Annotated in this window: 14 protein-coding genes; 8 read left to right on the top strand and 6 right to left on the bottom strand. The window is 54.2% G+C overall.

Annotated features, from left to right (window positions below):
* The first annotated feature begins 341 nt into the window (after positions 1 to 341).
* Both DCX48_04695 and DCX48_04690 read left to right on the top strand, forming a co-directional pair.
* Positions 342 to 1,646 carry an NAD(P)/FAD-dependent oxidoreductase gene (locus DCX48_04695; protein QXE13866.1) on the top strand — a complete coding sequence of 435 codons (1,305 nt, stop codon included), beginning with the start codon at positions 342 to 344 and terminating at the stop codon, positions 1,644 to 1,646.
* A 469-nt stretch (positions 1,647 to 2,115) separates the two neighbouring features.
* The gene (locus tag DCX48_04690; GenBank protein ID QXE13865.1) at positions 2,116 to 2,655 is read left to right on the top strand and encodes a glycine zipper 2TM domain-containing protein; all 540 of its coding nucleotides are present in this window, start codon (positions 2,116 to 2,118) and stop codon (positions 2,653 to 2,655) included.
* An 81-nt stretch (positions 2,656 to 2,736) separates the two neighbouring features.
* Here DCX48_04690 and DCX48_04685 read toward each other — a convergent pair whose 3' ends face one another.
* Together DCX48_04685 and DCX48_04680 are read right to left on the bottom strand one after the other, a co-directional pair.
* The gene (locus tag DCX48_04685) at positions 2,737 to 3,933 is read right to left on the bottom strand and encodes an MFS transporter (GenBank protein ID QXE13864.1); all 1,197 of its coding nucleotides are present in this window, start codon (positions 3,931 to 3,933) and stop codon (positions 2,737 to 2,739) included.
* A gap of 36 nt (positions 3,934 to 3,969) precedes the next feature.
* Complete coding sequence (locus DCX48_04680; protein ID QXE13863.1) at positions 3,970 to 5,178, bottom strand: MFS transporter; 1,209 nt, start codon at positions 5,176 to 5,178, stop codon at positions 3,970 to 3,972.
* A 135-nt stretch (positions 5,179 to 5,313) separates the two neighbouring features.
* Here DCX48_04680 and DCX48_04675 point away from each other — a divergent pair, with 135 nt between their 5' ends.
* Positions 5,314 to 5,904 carry a TetR/AcrR family transcriptional regulator gene (locus DCX48_04675; protein ID QXE13862.1) on the top strand — a complete coding sequence of 197 codons (591 nt, stop codon included), beginning with the start codon at positions 5,314 to 5,316 and terminating at the stop codon, positions 5,902 to 5,904.
* A 51-nt stretch (positions 5,905 to 5,955) separates the two neighbouring features.
* Here DCX48_04675 and yegD read toward each other — a convergent pair whose 3' ends face one another.
* Together yegD and DCX48_04665 are read right to left on the bottom strand one after the other, a co-directional pair.
* The gene (gene yegD, locus DCX48_04670) at positions 5,956 to 7,308 is read right to left on the bottom strand and encodes a molecular chaperone (protein QXE17150.1); all 1,353 of its coding nucleotides are present in this window, start codon (positions 7,306 to 7,308) and stop codon (positions 5,956 to 5,958) included.
* 231 nt (positions 7,309 to 7,539) lie between these two features.
* Positions 7,540 to 10,989: a transcription-repair coupling factor gene (locus DCX48_04665; GenBank protein QXE17149.1), complete on the bottom strand. Its 3,450-nt coding sequence runs from the start codon at positions 10,987 to 10,989 to the stop codon at positions 7,540 to 7,542.
* 139 nt (positions 10,990 to 11,128) lie between these two features.
* On the opposite strand from DCX48_04665, the gene lolC reads away from it, so the two are divergent.
* The 5 genes from lolC (at position 11,129) to DCX48_04640 (ending at position 16,113) form a co-directional block, all read left to right on the top strand.
* Complete coding sequence (gene lolC, locus DCX48_04660; GenBank protein QXE13861.1) at positions 11,129 to 12,331, top strand: lipoprotein-releasing ABC transporter permease subunit LolC; 1,203 nt, start codon at positions 11,129 to 11,131, stop codon at positions 12,329 to 12,331.
* Positions 12,324 to 13,031: a lipoprotein-releasing ABC transporter ATP-binding protein LolD gene (lolD, locus tag DCX48_04655; protein QXE13860.1), complete on the top strand. Its 708-nt coding sequence runs from the start codon at positions 12,324 to 12,326 to the stop codon at positions 13,029 to 13,031. Before lolC ends, lolD begins: the two co-directional genes overlap by 8 nt.
* Positions 13,028 to 14,275 (top strand): lipoprotein-releasing ABC transporter permease subunit LolE, encoded by a 1,248-nt coding sequence (gene lolE, locus DCX48_04650; protein QXE13859.1) that lies wholly within the window; start codon positions 13,028 to 13,030, stop codon positions 14,273 to 14,275. The genes lolD and lolE overlap by 4 nt, the downstream gene beginning before the upstream one ends.
* Before the next feature lie 84 nt (positions 14,276 to 14,359).
* Positions 14,360 to 15,271 (top strand): N-acetylglucosamine kinase, encoded by a 912-nt coding sequence (locus DCX48_04645; protein QXE13858.1) that lies wholly within the window; start codon positions 14,360 to 14,362, stop codon positions 15,269 to 15,271.
* Positions 15,272 to 15,282: 11 nt separating this feature from the next.
* Positions 15,283 to 16,113, top strand: a complete 831-nt coding sequence (locus DCX48_04640) for an NAD-dependent protein deacylase (GenBank protein ID QXE13857.1) — start codon at positions 15,283 to 15,285, stop codon at positions 16,111 to 16,113.
* A gap of 22 nt (positions 16,114 to 16,135) precedes the next feature.
* Here the strand turns inward: DCX48_04640 and DCX48_04635 are convergent, their stop codons facing one another.
* Together DCX48_04635 and DCX48_04630 are read right to left on the bottom strand one after the other, a co-directional pair.
* On the bottom strand, positions 16,136 to 16,387 hold the full coding sequence (locus DCX48_04635; protein QXE13856.1) for a hypothetical protein: 252 nt from the start codon (positions 16,385 to 16,387) through the stop codon (positions 16,136 to 16,138).
* A gap of 198 nt (positions 16,388 to 16,585) precedes the next feature.
* Positions 16,586 to 17,302 carry a Crp/Fnr family transcriptional regulator gene (locus DCX48_04630; protein QXE13855.1) on the bottom strand — a complete coding sequence of 239 codons (717 nt, stop codon included), beginning with the start codon at positions 17,300 to 17,302 and terminating at the stop codon, positions 16,586 to 16,588.
* Positions 17,303 to 17,401: the final 99 nt, after the last annotated feature.

The following is a 17,401-nucleotide window of genomic DNA, read 5'->3' as shown; positions in this document are numbered from 1 at the left end:
GCTGCGGGTGTTTCTTCTGATGTCCCTGTTTGAGAGGGATATCAGGAGGAGTGACGTTATTTATTCCCTTTCCTTAGTTCGTACAGACGTGCATAGGCGCACGATTCAGCATTTTCCCTTCAGATAGACTTCCGCTAATTCACTGAAATAAAGATGGAATTTTCTCGGTAAAAACCCGCGCCGCAAAATAAATTGATATATATCAATTTTGGTATGACCAAATAACCTAGCGTGCTATTCTTGCAGCAGATATCAGGCTTAACTTACGCGAACCCTATGTTATATAAGGATATTATTTTTTACTCTTTATTAACGATTGGTTCACATTTTAGGGGGTCATTTTGACATCACCAACCAAAAAAATTGTCATTGTCGGCGGGGGAGCTGGCGGACTTGAACTCGCAACGAGTTTGGGCCACAAGTTAGGACGCAAGAAAAAAGCGGACATTACGCTGGTGGATCGTAACCACAGCCACCTGTGGAAACCATTGCTGCACGAAGTCGCGACCGGTTCGCTGGACGACGATATGGATGCGCTGAGCTACCTGGCGCACGCCCGCAATCACCATTTCCAGTTCCAACTGGGGATGCTGACGGATATCGATCGTGAACAGCAGCAGATTCAACTGGCCGAAGTGTGTGATGATCAAGGCGACGTACTGGTTGCGGCGCGCCGCATTCCGTATGACATTTTGGTAGTTGCCTTAGGCAGCGCTTCAAATGACTTCGGCACGCCGGGCGTGAAAGATCACTGTATTTTCCTGGATAATCCAAAACAAGCCCGTCGCTTCCATAATGAAATGCTGAATTTGTTCCTGAAATTCACAGCAAATCAGGACGAAAAAGAGCGAGTAAATATTGCGATTGTGGGCGGTGGAGCGACTGGCGTCGAGCTGTCTGCGGAATTGCATAACGCGGTGAAACAGCTGCACAGCTATGGTTTTGACGGACTGGATAACCAAACACTGAATGTGACGCTGGTTGAAGCGGGCGAACGTATTTTGCCAGCGCTTCCGCCGCGCATTTCAGCGGCGGCACACCATGAGCTGAATAATATTGGCGTCCGCGTGCTGACGAAAACCATGGTAACCAGTGCGGAAAGCGCCGGTCTGAATACGAAGGACGGTGAATTTATCGAAGCCGACCTGATGGTTTGGGCGGCAGGAATCAAAGCACCGGATGCAATGAAAGACATTGCCGGTCTGGAAACCAACCGGATCAATCAGCTTGTTGTTGAACCCACGTTGCAGACGACACGCGATCCTAACATTTTCGCCATTGGCGACTGTGCATCCTGCCCGCAGGAAGGCGGCGGTTTCGTGCCACCGCGTGCGCAGGCGGCTCACCAGATGGCATCACGCTGTCACAGCAACATCATCGCGTTGTTGAATGGACAGGCGCTGAAGTCTTACGTCTACAAAGATCACGGCTCGCTGGTTTCGCTATCTAAATTCAGTACGGTAGGTAGCCTGATGGGGAACCTGATGCGGGGTTCAGTGATGGTAGAGGGGCGCATTGCTCGCTTCGTTTACATCTCCCTCTATCGTATGCACCAGGTTGCCCTGCACGGCTATGTTAAAACGGGCTTGATGATGCTGGTCGGTGGCATCAACCGGGTGATACGCCCGCGCCTCAAACTGCATTAATCCGCAACGGCTGACATCCTTCTGATACGGGCGTGAACGCAATTTCGCGCCCGTATTCTTTTTCTTATCGGTCTGCTCTGGTTCTCTGGAAAAGACGTGCCTTCCCGTCAATGTATTGACAATATTCCCCCCTAAGCCGCACCTCCGTTCGTCATGCCACTGAGCATCGCCCTGAAATAACAGTATAAAATATCGTCCTATTAGCAATTCCGGTTAAGATAATTCCCAAATGACAGTTTTATGTTACGAATCTGACACTTTTGGTTAGTTAGTCTTATTGCGAGAGTGTGAAACATTGTGCAGACTTTCCACTGTTTACAGAAGGCGTAGCACGCACGCCGAAAATTCTGAATGCGATTATTCAGAAGGAACCATCGGATTCATCGCGTTAAACGCGAGCTGACGTAAAACAAGATTACGGCAGAATTGCAGATGGGGAATGCGTGAGAATAGATTCGGGAGGTATCCTGTGAACAAATCAATGTTAGCGGGTGTAGGTATTGGTGTGGCTGCGGCATTGGGTGTGGCGGCGGTGGCGAGTATGGACGTTTTTTCCTCTAAACCTCAGTATGCACAGGTGCTAACGGCAACACCTATTAAAGAAACGGTCAAAACGCCTCGCCAAGAGTGCCGTAACGTAAACGTGACTCACCGTCGTCCGGTGCAGGATGAAAACCAGATAGCCGGATCGGTACTGGGTGCCGTGGCGGGTGGTGTTCTGGGACATCAGTTCGGTGGCGGACGCGGTAAAGATGTCGCGACGGTAGCGGGTGCACTGGCAGGCGGCTACGCGGGTAACCGTGTACAAAGTGGCATGCAGGAAAATGATACGTACACGACACAGCAGCAGCGTTGTCAGACGGTGTACGATAAATCACAAAAAGTTCTAGGTTATGATGTCACCTATAAAATCGGCGAACAGCAGGGTAAAATCCGTATGGATCGCGATCCGGGTACACAAATTCCAGTGGACAGGAACGGTCAATTAGTCCTGAATCAACAGAGCTGATTTCCCCCAACGTCTACGTTTTTGCGCTGACACCATCTCTAAAAACCGCGAGACACCTGAATAAGGTGCTCGCGGTTTTTTTCATTCGACGATGTTCTGCCGTTCAGTCAACCTGATCTTCAGGGATAACAGCAAGGCGACCGCCGCGAATCCACCCGCCAGCCACAGCGTTGCGATTGGGCCTGAGCCATCGACTATCTGGCCACCGACCCAGGACCCAAGCGCGATACCAACATTGAAAACGCCAACATACAGCGCGGAAGCCATCTCCACGGCGCGCGGTGCGGCCTTCATTATCCATGTCATCAAACCAACGGATACACCGCCGTAGGCTAGCCCCCAGACCAGCAACGCCATGCCGCCGCCAACATGCGAGCCCCCGATGGTCAGGAACAGTATCGAGGTCAACAACAGCCCCAGAGTAATCGCCATCAAGGCTAAAGCCGTACGCTGTGCCGCGATCATACCTACCAGAAAATTGCCAACGATGCCTGCAACGCCATAGGCGAACAGCAATGCGCTAATCCACTGCGCATCGAATCCTGACACCGATAGCAACAGCGGGCGCACGAAGGTAAAGGCAATGAAATGCCCTGCCACCAGTAACAGCGTCAGAATCAGTCCGACTTGCAACTTACGGTTGGTCAGTTGCTCGCCGAACTGGCGCACGGTGGCTGAACCGGCGACGGGTAGCGCAGGAATGACCGCGAGATGGAGTATCAGCACTAGCCCGCTAAGCACGGCCATGCAGCCGAAAGCCCAGCGCCATCCGGCGACATCACCGATCAGGGCACCTAGCGGTACACCCAGCACGGACGCCGCGGCGACGCCGCCAAAGATAATGGATGTTGCCAGACCGATGGCAGGCTCGGGAACGAGTCGTGCAGCCAGACCTCCCGCAATCGCCCAGATGCCGCCCATACAGAAGCCTACAAGCACGCGTGCTGCCAGCATCCAGCCGATGTCTGGTGCCAGTGCCGAGGCGATGTTGGCGATAACCAGTAGCGCCAGCAGACCGCATAAAATCCTGCGTCTATCCATGCCACCGGATGCGATCACCACCAGTGGGGCGAATAATGCGGCCAACAGTGCAGGGAGTGAGATCATCAGGCCTGCGGTTCCGGTAGAGGTACTTAGTGTGTCGGCAATCGGGGTTAGCAGACCGACCGGAAGCATTTCCGTCGTGACAACAGAGAAAGTTGCAAGGCCTATGGAGACGACGGCCAGCCAAGGATACTGTGCAGTAGGCCCAGTGAGGATAGGTGAAGACGTATTCATGGTTTAGTCCTTAACACGGGAAACAGGCTATGAGAGTCAAACGGCAGTGGGAAGGGAGGAGGCATGTACCCGCAAGCGCTGATATCCCCAAATCGCGACCAGCAGCACCAAAACACCAGCGCATAATGCAATGGCGAATCCAGCACGCGCGCCACTTTCATCTACCACGTGACCCGATACCGCAGCGCCCAGAGCCACACCGATATTTAGCCCTGCCAGCAGCCAGGTCATACCTTCAGTTAAGCGGTGTTCAGGCACCAAACGTTCGACTAGTGACATCGCCACGATCATGGTGGGAGCGAAGAACAGTCCCGCGATCAGTACGGCCGCAGCCAATGTGGGAATGCTGCCAACCAGCAGCAGAGGCAGCGTGGTTGCTGCTGTTGCCACACCGCCGAGTAATAGCAGGTGATGCAGTGCAGTTCGCAGCTTGAGGGCACCGAAGAGCAGTCCGGCTAGACAGGAACCGACCGCATAAGCTGACAAGATCAGGCTAGCTGCTGCCGGTTGGCCATGCTGTTCGGCGAAGGCCACACTGACGATGTCAACGGTGCCAACGATGATGCCCATCGCCACCATCAACAGTGTCAGCAAGCGCACATTTGACTGCTTGATCACCGCTCCCGAACGATCCGTGCTGACATCCTGCTTTTCCACCGGTGGTTCGGTGCCGCGTTGTGTAACCAGAGCAAACACACCAATAATCAGCAATAGCGCCGCTGCCAGCGGGCCAGCTTGAGGAAACACCGCGACGGACAGCCCGACAGCCAGCGGAGGCCCGGCGATAAAGGTGACTTCATCGAGCACTGTCTCCAGCGAGTAAGCGGTCTGCAAGCGAGGTTGCCCGCGATAGATAGCCGTCCAGCGAGCCCTTACCATCGCTGACATGCTGGGCATGAAGCCGGCCAATAATGCGCCGATGAATAAGGTCCAGTCAGGCGCTTGCCACCGGGAACTGGCGAGCAGAAGCAGCATGCCGATCGTGCTGATCATCGCTGCCAGCGGCAGTACGCGCCCTTGTCCATGTCGATCCACAAGACGGGAGATCTGTGGTGATAGCAGTGCGTAGGTCAGGACAAAAGTGGCAGATACCGCTCCTGCCAACGTATAGCTGCCGCGCAACTGCGACAGCATGGTGATAATGCCGATGCCCGTCATGGGCAGCGGAATCCGTGCCAACAGGCCTGCCAGCGCAAAGCCTCTCGTACCAGGGGCGGTGAAAAGTTCTCGATAAGGGTTGAGCATTTCGTTCTCCAAAGTGAATCCACTTGCCACAAGATGGCGGTGCAGCGACAATACATACAGAGCGTATGAATAAAAGCATATATTCATACGGAGTGAATGTAAATAATCATACGATGTGTATGTAAGGATGTGTCGATGGTTCGTCGTACCCGTGCTGAAATGGAAGAAACACGCGCTACACTGCTGGCGACCGCTCGTAAGGTCTTCAGCGAACGCGGCTATGCCGATACCTCAATGGACGATCTTACTGCGCAGGCGAGCCTGACCCGTGGGGCGCTTTATCACCACTTCGGTGACAAGAAAGGATTGCTGGCGGCGGTGGTGGAGCAGATCGATGCTGAGATGGATGAGCGACTGCAAGCGATCTCCGATACCGCCGAAGATGACTGGGAAGGTTTCCGGTGTCGCTGCCGTGCCTATCTGGAAATGGCGCTGGAGCCGGAGATTCAGCGCATCGTGCTGCGTGATGCGCGGGCTGTATTGGGTGGCGCATCGCCGGATTCACAACGGCATTGCGTTGAGTCGATGCAGCGATTGATCGACAATCTCATACGCCAAGGCGTGGTGGCTGAAGCCGATCCACAGGCGCTGGCATCGTTGATCTACGGCAGTCTGGCCGAAGCGGCGTTTTGGATCGCGGACGGAGAAGATGGTAATGCGCGGCTGGCACAAGCCGTTGCCGCGCTGGAATTACTGCTGCGTGGGTTGTTGGTCAAGCCACGATAGTTAATAAAGCCATAGTCTGACGAGACGCATAGCTTACGTCCTGTATCTGACTTAACGGCGAAAAACTATCTCTGCCCAGCGCGTTAGTCCGGCGGTAACGGAGCCAAAATCGTTGCCGCTGGCGATAGGAATATCAGGCAGCAACTGCTGAATTGCCTGACGCAGAAGAGGAGATCGCGCACTACCGCCAGTCAGGTAGATGACTTCTGGCTGGGTTTGGCTGGTTTCTAACGCCAGCGTTACCTGTTGCTGAATACGCGTGAGCGGATTATCAATCGCGGCGTTGAGTTCATCAGCATGAATGCGTGTTGCCAGACCTGATTCGATAAAGTGCAAATCGGCCGCCGTTTCCGCTTGGTTGGAAAGCGCGATTTTGCTCTCTTCGGCCAGTTGGATTAGACGGTAGCTCAAGCGCTGTTGCCAAACGGTCAGCAATCTTTTCACTAGTTCGGGCTGGCGGGCATCGCGGATCATTTCGTTGATTAACGCGCGGCTGGCGGTGCTATGGAACTCTTTTTGTGCCGGAATATCGTTAATGGCGACCGCATTCCACCAAGTCATGATCGGCAAGGCGATACCTTTTTCCGACTCGCTATTCATGCCAAGCAGTGGCATCAACTGTTTGAACGCAAGCATGATGTCCAGATCGTTACCGCCAACGCGGCAGCCGCTGTGTCCTAACAGGCTTTGCGAACGTTCGTGCTGTTTATGCCACTCCGGCCCCATAAGTAGCATGGAGCAGTCGGTGGTTCCGCCGCCGATATCCACGACCAGCACGCGCGTTTCTTTCGTCAGCGTAGATTCAAAATCCAGCCCAGCAGCCACGGGTTCAAATTGAAAGACGACGTCTTCAAACCCAGCGCGGTGTGCCGCACGATCTAAAATCCCTTGTGCCTGCTGGTTGGCTTCTTCGCCGCCGATGCTCTGAAAGTTGATCGGTCGCCCGATGACGGCCTGACGAATAGGCTGATCGAGCTGGGTTTCTGCCTGCGTGCGGATATGCAGCATCATGGAGCAGACCAGATCTTCAAACAGCGCAATCTGCTGTGCTTTAAGCCCGACGGCACCGAGGAAGGACTTCGGCGATTTAACGAACCATGTCTCTTCTGGATCATCCATATAGTGGCGTAACGCATCGCGCCCGAATTTCACGCTATCGGGCTGCACGCGAATATCTTCTTCGCGGTTGTAGCTGATGGCGCGCTTCAGTAGCAGCGCACTCTCGCCCTCAGCATTGACTTGATGATGCCGCCATAGCCACTCGCTAACCGCTTCACGCACTGGCGCGCACAGCAGGGAAGAGAGATAAGGCGAGCCATTTTCCAGCGACAGGAGCCTTGGTGTGCCTGCATCCATAACTGCCACGGAACAGTTGGCGGTACCGTAGTCAAAACCGATAAACATAGTGAGGCCCCATGCCATAAAAAATTTCCGGGAGAAACTTTTAACGTCGCACCAGCGACGGCCCGGAAGGGATGCCGCCAAGGATGGCAGGCCCTAAAAAAGGTTGGCGACTTTACTGCGTTACGGCAGTACTTGTAAAGGTGGATGCAACGGAAGACTTTCCCGAACGGCGGCTTTTGTCAGCAACCTCACGGGAACCCGAAGGTTCCCGTTTTTTATCGTGAAAGCGGATTATGCCGCCAGTGTATGCTGCGCCATGTTCCCCAGCAGTGAACCGATAAACTCGATGCGCTGTGGACGGTTGCTTAAATCCTTCATAAATTTCAGACGAGTCGGCCCATCCAGACGAAAGGTGCTCGGATCGCGCTGTAATAGACCGATAAGGTGAGACGGGTCGACGCGATTTTGCTCGCCGAATTCGATAAATCCACCTTTTTCGTTCCCTTCAATACGGCGAATACCCAACGCTTGCGCCTGCTGGCGCAGGGCGGCAACCTGCAACAGGTGGCGACTTGCATCAGGTAATAGGCCGAAGCGATCGATCAGCTCAACCTTTAGCTCATCCAGTTCGGCGAGGGTTTTCGCACTGGCAATACGTTTGTATAGTGACAGGCGTGTATTGACGTCGGGGATGAAATCGTCAGGCAATAGGGCGGGTAACCGCAGCTCGACGTCAGTCTGGCTGTTGATCAAATCTTCCAGTGACGGCTCTCGTCCTGCTTTCAGGGCATCTACAGCGCTTTCCAGCAGTTCCATATACAGCGAGAAACCGACGCTAGTCATCTGTCCGCTCTGATCGTCCCCAAGCAGTTCGCCCGCGCCGCGAATTTCCAGATCATGCGTCGCCAGCGCAAAGCCGGCACCGAGGTCTTCTAATGAGGCGATCGCTTCCAGACGTTTCTGGGCATCGGTGCTCATTGCTTTGGGCGGTGGCGTCAGCAGATAGGCATAAGCCTGATGGTGGGAACGCCCCACACGACCACGTAGCTGGTGCAGCTGTGCCAGACCGAAGTGATCGGCTCGCTCAATGATGATGGTGTTGGCGCTCGGTATATCGATTCCGGTTTCGATGATAGTGGTACACACCAGCACGTTAAAACGCTGGTGATGGAAATCGTTCATCACCCGTTCCAGCTCGCGTTCGCGCATCTGACCGTGGCCGATCGCGATGCGTGCTTCCGGCACCAGTTCCGCCAACCGTTGGGTGGCTTTCTCGATATTTTCGACGTCGTTATACAGGTAGTACACTTGTCCACCGCGCAGAGTTTCACGCAGGATGGCTTCACGTACCATCAGATTGTCATATTCGCGCACGAACGTTTTCACCGCCAGACGGCGGGCTGGAGGTGTGGCGATAATCGACAGATCGCGCATCCCGCTCATCGCCATGTTGAGCGTTCGCGGAATTGGCGTAGCGGTCAGCGTCAGGATATCGACATTCGCCCGCATCGCTTTGATGCGCTCTTTGTGACGCACGCCGAAGCGGTGTTCTTCGTCGACAATGAGCAGCCCTAAGTCGTGCCAGTGCACGTCGCTCTGCAGCAGTTTATGGGTGCCAATCAGAATATCGACTTTGCCTTCCTGCGTTTCCTTCAGAATCTGGGTTTGTTCACGCGCGCTGCGGAAGCGGGAGATCATTTCAATCTTCACTGGCCAGTTGGCAAAGCGATCGCGGAAGTTGTCAAAATGCTGCTGTGCCAACAGCGTTGTCGGCACCAGAACGGCAACCTGCTTATGGTTTTCAACCGCTAAAAACGCGGCGCGCATTGCCACTTCGGTTTTACCAAAACCGACATCACCACACACCAGACGATCCATCGCCAGCGGCTGGCACATGTCGCTCAGTACGGCGTTGATGGCCTGCGCCTGATCGGGCGTGGTTTCGAAAGGGAAACTTTCGCAGAACAACTGGTACTGCGTTTTGTCGTGCTTAAAGGCAAAACCACTTTTCGCCGCGCGCTGGGCATAAATATCCAGCAACTCGGCGGCGACATCACGCACTCTTTCCGCCGCTTTTTGGCGTGCGCGTGACCATGCTTCACCACCCAGTTTGTGCAGCGGCGCATTCTCATCGGCACCGCCCGCGTAGCGGCTAATCAAGTGTAGCGAAGAAACGGGGACGTACAGCTTGTCTTCACCCGCATAGGTCAAAATCAGGTATTCGGCTTTGATGCCACCGGCTTCCAGCGTGGTCAGCCCGACATAGCGGCCAACGCCGTGTTCGAGGTGAACAACGGGCTGTCCCGGACGCAGCTCTGCCAGATTGCGGATCAGCGTATCGGTATTAATTGTGCGGCGACTATCCTGACGGCGACGGCTGACGCGTTCACCCAGCAGATCGCTTTCGCAGATTAAGGCGCGCTGGCGCAGAGTGTCGATAAAGCCGTGTTCGCTGGCACCGATGATCAGATAAGAGCCACGCCCCTGTGCCTGCTCCAATGTGCTGATAGGCGTGGGGTTCAGTTTGATACGGGTCAGTAGCTCTTGCAGCGTTTCGCGACGACCTTCGCTCTCGACGGAGAAAATGATCTGACCGTCGAACTGTTCGATAAAACGGCGCAATGCATCCAGCGGGGATTTTTGCTGATGCTGAATCGCCAGATCCGGCAGCGGCAGATAGGCCAGGTTCACGTTGGCGGCTTTTTCCGGCAGCATATCGGTTCTTAACTGCACGCGCGGCCATGCTTTCAGCTCCGTGAACAGACCATCGACGCGCAGCCAGAGTGAGTCCGATGGTAGCAGCGGTCGCATCGGATCGACACGGCGGCTTTCAAAACGCTGCTGAATATCCTGCCAGAAGCGCTCAGCGCTCTGCTCGATATTGCCCGTGTTAACGATCAGTGTGTTGCTCGGGAAGTAGCTGAACAGCGACGGCAGCGGCTCACTGAAGAATAACGGTTGCCAGTATTCGATCCCTGCGGGCCAGACGCCCTTGCTGACCTGCTGATAAATGTGCTCAGCATCGCGCCGGACCTCGAATTGTTCGCGCCACTGGCTGCGGAAAAGCTCGATTGCCGTCTTATCGGTTGGGAATTCATGTGCGGGCAGCAGATTAATGTGCGGTACTTCATTCAGCGTGCGTTGCGTATCCACATCGAACAGACGCAGGCTGTCGATCTCATCGTCAAAGAAATCGATACGATAGGGCTCTTCGCTCCCCATTGGGAACAGGTCCAACAATGCGCCGCGCGTCGCATATTCGCCGTGCTCCATCACCTGATCGACGCTGCGATAGCCCGCCTGCTCCAACTGTGAACGCAGCTTGTCGCGCGAGAGGCGCTGGCCTTTCTTCAACACTAGCGCATGACCGTGCAGGAAACTGTGCGGACAAACGCGCTGCATCAGCGTATTGACCGGCAGAATCAGGACGCCGCGCGTCATGTTGGGCAATTGATAGAGTGTGGAGAGTCGAGTCGAAATAATTTCCTGATGTGGAGAAAAGCTATCGTAGGGCAGCGTTTCCCAGTCAGGCAGTGTAGTGACGTGCTGGTTGGTAAATTGCTGAATCTCATCGCGCAATCGCAAAGCGTTTTGCATATCGGGAGCGATAAGCACCACCAGCCCAGCGTGACGTTCAATGATCTCTGCACATTCAACGGCGCAGGCCGCGCCGGTTAACTCGCCTAACAGGCGTTGCTCGCCCGCTTTGGGTGGCAACGAATAACGGTAATTTTCAGGCATCATCTGATTATCGGGTCTCGTCCCCCTGCATCCGGCCAAGAAAAAGCCGTAGAGTGAGGGTGTTAGGGTTCCATAAAGCAGTACTACCCTTTATTATCCTTGATCACTTTGCTTTGGCAACCTTATCCAGACGGATTTCATGTATCAACCTGTCGCTTTATTTATTGGCCTACGTTATATGCGTGGGCGTGCATCAGACCGCTTCGGCCGGTTTGTCTCCTGGTTATCCGCCATTGGCATCACGCTGGGCGTGATGGCGCTGGTCACCGTGCTTTCCGTCATGAACGGCTTCGAGCGCGAACTGGAAGGCAACATTCTGGGCGTGATGCCTCAGGCGGTGATCTCTACGCCGCAAGGTTCGCTGAACCCCGCGCTGATTCCTGCTTCTTCCCTAGACTCGCTGGAAGGCGTGACGCGTGTTGCGCCGCTGACAACGGGCGATGTGGTGCTGCAAAGCGCTCGCAGCGTCGCCGTTGGCGTGATGTTGGGGATTGACCCTGACGAGAAGGAACCGCTGTCACGCTATCTGGTCAACGTCAAACAGCAGCAGCTTCAACCCGGTCAGTATCAGGCCATTTTGGGTGAGAAACTGGCCGAGCAACTGGGTGTGAATACGGGCGATCAGGTACGCATGATGGTAACGAGCGCTAGCCAACTGACGCCGATGGGGCGTATTCCTAGCCAACGTATCTTCACTGTTGCCGGAACCTTTGCCGCCAACAGTGAAGTAGATAGCTACCAACTGTTGGTGAACCAACAGGATGCTTCGCGCCTGATGCGCTATCCGGCGAACCACATTACCGGTTGGCGTTTGTGGCTGGAAAAGCCGCTGTCGGTTGATACGTTGAGTACGCAAACGCTGCCGGAAGGCACGGTCTGGAAAGACTGGCGCGAGCGTAAAGGTGAGCTGTTTCAGGCCGTTCGCATGGAGAAAAACATGATGGGGCTGTTGCTCAGCCTGATCGTTGCTGTGGCCGCGTTCAATATTATTACCTCGCTGGGTTTACTGGTGATGGAAAAACAGGGAGAAGTCGCCATTCTGCAAACGCAGGGGCTGACTCAACGTCAGGTGATGGCGGTGTTTATGGTGCAGGGGGGCAGCGCTGGCATTGTTGGCGCGTTGTTAGGGGCATTGCTGGGGGCGTTATTGGCCAGCCAACTGAATACGCTGATGCCAGTGCTGGGCGTATTACTGGATGGTGCCGCGTTGCCAGTGGATATTGATCCCATGCAGGTGGTGACTATCGCCATTTCCGCGATGGTGATTGCCCTCTTATCGACACTTTACCCATCATGGCGCGCTGCCACCGTTCAACCCGCTGAGGCTTTACGTTATGAGTGATTTATCATTATTGCAGTGTACTAGCCTGTCCAAGCGTTATCAGGACGGCAAGCTGTCTACCGACGTGCTGCGCGATGTCTCTTTTGAGATGAGCAGTGGTGAGATGATGGCGATAGTCGGGAGTTCTGGCTCGGGCAAAAGTACGCTGCTGCATGTGCTGGGTGGATTAGATACGCCAACGTCAGGCGAGGTTATCTTTAAAGGCCAACCGTTGAGTACGCTATCGGCGGCAGCAAAAGCAGATTTGCGCAATCGTGAACTGGGTTTTATTTATCAATTCCACCATCTGCTGCCGGATTTCACCGCGCTGGAAAACGTAGCGATGCCGTTGCTGATTGGCAAAGTACCGACTTCACAGGCGCAGGATAAAGCACGCGAAATGCTGGCGGCTGTCGGGCTGGAAGCGCGTAGCCACCACCGTTCGTCGGAACTGTCCGGCGGTGAGCGACAACGTGTCGCTATTGCCAGAGCCTTGGTTAACAGCCCGTCGCTGGTGCTGGCGGATGAACCGACCGGTAATCTCGATCAGCGTACGGCAGATAACATCTTTGAACTGCTGGGGGAGCTGAACGTTCGTCAGGGAACCGCCTTTCTGGTGGTGACGCATGACCTGCAATTGGCTGGTCGACTGAACCGCCAACTGGAAATGCGCGACGGTCAATTGCAGCAGGAACTGACCCTGATGGGAGCGCGGCAATGACCTTTCCTCCGCTCTCGTTGCAGATTGGCCTGCGATTTAGCCGTGGCCGTCGGCGTGGCGGCATGGTTTCACTGATTTCAGTCATTTCGACGCTGGGTATCGCTCTCGGCGTGGCGGTGTTGATTCTCGGCCTGAGTGCGATGAATGGGTTTGAGCGTGAACTGAATAATCGCATTCTTGCGGTGGTGCCACATGGCGAGATTGAGCCAGTTAATCAGCCTTTTGATGGTTGGCAAGACTTCCTACCTACCATCGAGCAGGTGCCCGGCGTCGCTGCCGCCGCGCCTTATATCAATTTCACCGGGCTGCTAGAGAGCGGCGCTAAACTTCAGGCTATTCAGGTAAAAGGCGTCGATCCGCAGCAGGAAACACACCTCAGCGCGTTGCCCAACTATGTTCTCAATGATGCCTGGCAGCGGTTTCGCCCAGGTGAGCAGCAGGTCATTATCGGTCAAGGCGTGGCAAAAACGCTGAATGTTGCTCAAGGGGATTGGGTCACGGTGATGATCCCGAACAGCGATCCGGAAATGAAGCTGATGCAGCCTAAACGCATCCGACTCCACGTCAGCGGTATTTTGCAACTGAGTGGTCAGCTCGATCATAGCTTAGCGCTGATTCCGCTTGCGGATGCCCAGCAGTATCTGGATATGGGGCAGAGCGTGACGGGGATCGCCATCAAGGCAAACGACGTGTTCTCTGCCAATAAACTGGTGCGCGATGCAGGCAAAGCGACGAATCTCTATGTCCATATTCGCAGTTGGATTGGCACCTATGGTTATATGTATCGGGATATTCAGATGGTGAGAACCATCATGTATCTGGCGATGATCCTGGTGATCGGCGTGGCCTGTTTTAATATTGTTTCAACGCTGGTGATGGCGGTGAAAGACAAAAGTAGCGATATCGCGGTTCTGCGTACGCTAGGTGCGTCAGATGGGCTGATTCGGGCTATCTTTATTTGGTACGGGCTATTGGCTGGGCTGTTGGGCAGTGTGATAGGGGCTGTGGTCGGCGTGATCGCCACCTTGCAACTGACGCCGATGATTCGCGGTATTGAAGCACTCATCGGCCATAAGCTACTGTCCGGCGATATCTATTTTATCGATTTCCTGCCGTCGGAATTGCATTTGATGGATGTGTTTATCGTGTTAGGAACGTCGCTGGTGTTGAGTTTGATTGCCAGCTGGTATCCGGCGCGACGTGCTAGCAGGATTGATCCAGCCCGCGTGTTGAGCGGACAGTAAGCCGAGCTAACGTACATGCGGCTTGAGAGATGACGGGGATATTCCCTATCGTGTGGCAATGCGATCACACCCTAAGGAGCAGTCATGTACTACGGTTTTGACATGGGCGGCACGAAAATTGAGCTGGGCGTGTTCGACGCTGAGCTGAACAAGGTGTGGCAAAAGCGGGTACCGACCCCGCGCAATAATTATGATGATCTGCTCACTACGCTGATCGATCTGGTGCATGAAGCCGACGCACAGGTTGGCGTGTTGGGGAGTGTGGGTATCGGCGTACCGGGCATCCAGGATGAAAGCGGAGCGTTATTTACAGCCAACCTGCCTGCGACGATGGGAAAACCGCTGCGGATTGACTTGTCACAGCGCTTGCAGCGCGACGTTCGCATTAGCAACGACGCCAACTGCTTTGTGCTGTCTGAGGCTTGGGACGCGGAATTCCGTTCCTATCCTGTCGTGTTAGGGCTGATTTTGGGCACAGGACTGGGTGGTGGACTGGTGATTAACGGACGTCCGGTGGACGGGCGCAACGGTATCGCGGGTGAGTTCGGTCATCTCCGCCTGCCGTCTGACGCGTTGGATATCATCGGCGTGGATATTCCCCGCGTGAAATGCGGCTGTGGGCAATTCGGCTGTATCGAAAACTATATTTCTGGCCGTGGTTTTGAGTGGTTATACGAGCATCTGTATGGCGAAGCCCTGCCAGCGGTAACTATCATCCGGCACTATCGTGGCGGAGAAGAGAAAGCGCTAGAGTTTGTCGATCGTTTTATGGATTTACTGGCGGCCTGTCTGGGTAATCTGCTGACCCTGTTCGACCCGCATTTGTTAGTATTGGGCGGCGGCCTGTCTAATTTTGACGAAATTTATCAAATTTTGCCGACGCGTCTTCCTTCGCGACTTTTACCGATTGCGAAACTGCCACGTATAGAGAAAGCGCGTCATGGCGATGCGGGCGGCGTACGTGGCGCGGCGTTGCTACACTTAATGGATAACTAGCTGGAGAAAGTATGTATACGCGTCAACGATTAGGGCGTTTTCACAAGGGAAAGCGTATGCGGCAACAGCGTCTTCGGGCGCGTATTTTCCATCGTGATTATCTGGCCGCAAGCGAAGTGAAAAAGCCGCGCGTTGTGGTATTGACGGGCGCAGGCATTTCAGCAGAATCGGGTATTCGTACCTTTCGCGCAGCCGATGGCCTGTGGGAAGAACACCGCGTTGAGGATGTCGCAACACCTGAAGGTTTTCAGCGCAACCCCGAACTGGTGCAGGAATTTTATAACGCCCGTCGTCGTCAGCTACAGCAGCCGGAAATTGTGCCCAATGCCGCGCATCTGGCGTTGGCGAATCTGGAAGCGATGCTGGAAGACAATTTTCAACTGATCACACAGAATATCGATAACCTACATGAACGTGCTGGCAGCCAGCGCGTCATTCATATGCACGGTGAACTACTGAAGATACGCTGTAGCCAAAGTGGACAGATTTTTGAGTGGAGGGACGATCTCGCCGTCGGTGAACGCTGCCACTGTTGCCAATTTCCCGCGCCGTTACGCCCGCATATTGTATGGTTTGGTGAAATGCCGTTGCACATGGACAAGATTTACCATGCGCTGTCGCAGGCGGATTACTTTATCGCGATTGGTACGTCCGGGCACGTCTATCCCGCCGCTGGCTTTGTCCATGAAGCCCACTCGCACGGTGCCTACACGCTGGAACTGAATCTGGAACCCAGTCAGGTAGAAAGCCAGTTTGATGAAAAAATTTACGGCCCTGCCAGCACCGTAGTGCCCGAGTTTGTCAGTGCCTGGCTGACGCGTGGCAAAAGCATTACGTTTTAAGCGCCAGCAAAAAGTGAAAGCGTCATGAATCGTGTGAGGATGACGCTTTCTCTTGTCGATCGTTGCTGTAGCAACATTCGTCAAGCTGATCGAATGGCAACATGGCGGCGTGATTAAAGAAACAATATTCGCTCTCGCTACAGCGAGCATGGACTGCGGTTTCTGTCGGCACGGCCGTCTGCGGATGCGGCGGCTGTTGGCCGTTATTGCGTGACAGTGCATGGAATGACCGCGCTCCATGAAGAGATAAGGTTCGTCGGAGAAAGCCTAGCATAGCGTTACCCTCACGGTATCTCATCACGATGTTAATGAGATACTTATGTTAATGAGAGCTATTCTCATCAATGTAAGCTAAGCGTAGTTGATAATCCGGTGATGGGGGAATGACAATTGTCAAAATGTATATCCAATGTTGTTCTATAGCACCGCTATGCTTCATCTTACAAAGCCTTAGCATAATCAGTTATCCCCGTCAGAATGTCCTTCTTGCCTCGGCAGCCAGTTCTTTCAGATAATTCAGATCGCACAATTCCACCTGATGGCCCCGATAGGTAATGTGACCTTGCCGCTTCCAGTCGGACATCAATCGACTCAATGTTTCACCGCGCATCCCCAATGACGTGGCGAGCTGTCCCCGGCTCACCGGCAATGTCAGATGCTGAGTTTGCTGAATGTGGTGTTGCCGCAATAGGTAATCCGCCAGACGCTGTGGCGCAGAGCTGGAGGTCAGCCAGTCGATTTGGTTGATCGTTGAGTAGAGCTTTTTGCCCAGATAATTCAGCAAACGCAGCGCCAACTCAGGACGTTGCAAACAAAACTGATGAATATCCTGCCGCGGAATCATCAGCGTGTGGCCATCGCTTAGCGCACGGATATTCATCGGGAAACGGCCGTGATCCATAAAGACGGCGGCAATCGCGACAAACTCACCACGTTCAAACTGCCCGAAAATTTTCTCGTCTCCACCATAGGTATGGCGAAAAGCCTGCAATTTTCCCGTTTCAACCAGCAAACAGTGCTGCATTTTGTCGCCTTCGCGAAACAGAACATCATCCTGCCGGAAAAACAGGCGCTCGCTTTTTGCCAATAACTCGCACACCACGTCGCTGGGTTCACCGCGCATCCAGTCATGCTGAAACAGCACTTCGCCGTATTCATCGGGTGATAGTGCCTTTTTGACAAATGTCATTTGCCCTCCCAGAGGCTGGTATTACCATCAAACTAGTAAATGAAAATAATAATCACTTGCATGAATTCAGCAAGCAAAATCACGGCACGCTGAATCGAA

Source organism: Pectobacterium atrosepticum, from assembly GCA_019056595.1.
Classification (GTDB): Bacteria; Pseudomonadota; Gammaproteobacteria; order Enterobacterales; family Enterobacteriaceae; genus Pectobacterium; species Pectobacterium atrosepticum.
The sequence above is the reverse complement of the archived record's forward strand: the minus strand, read 5'-3'. Positions and strand labels throughout refer to the sequence as shown.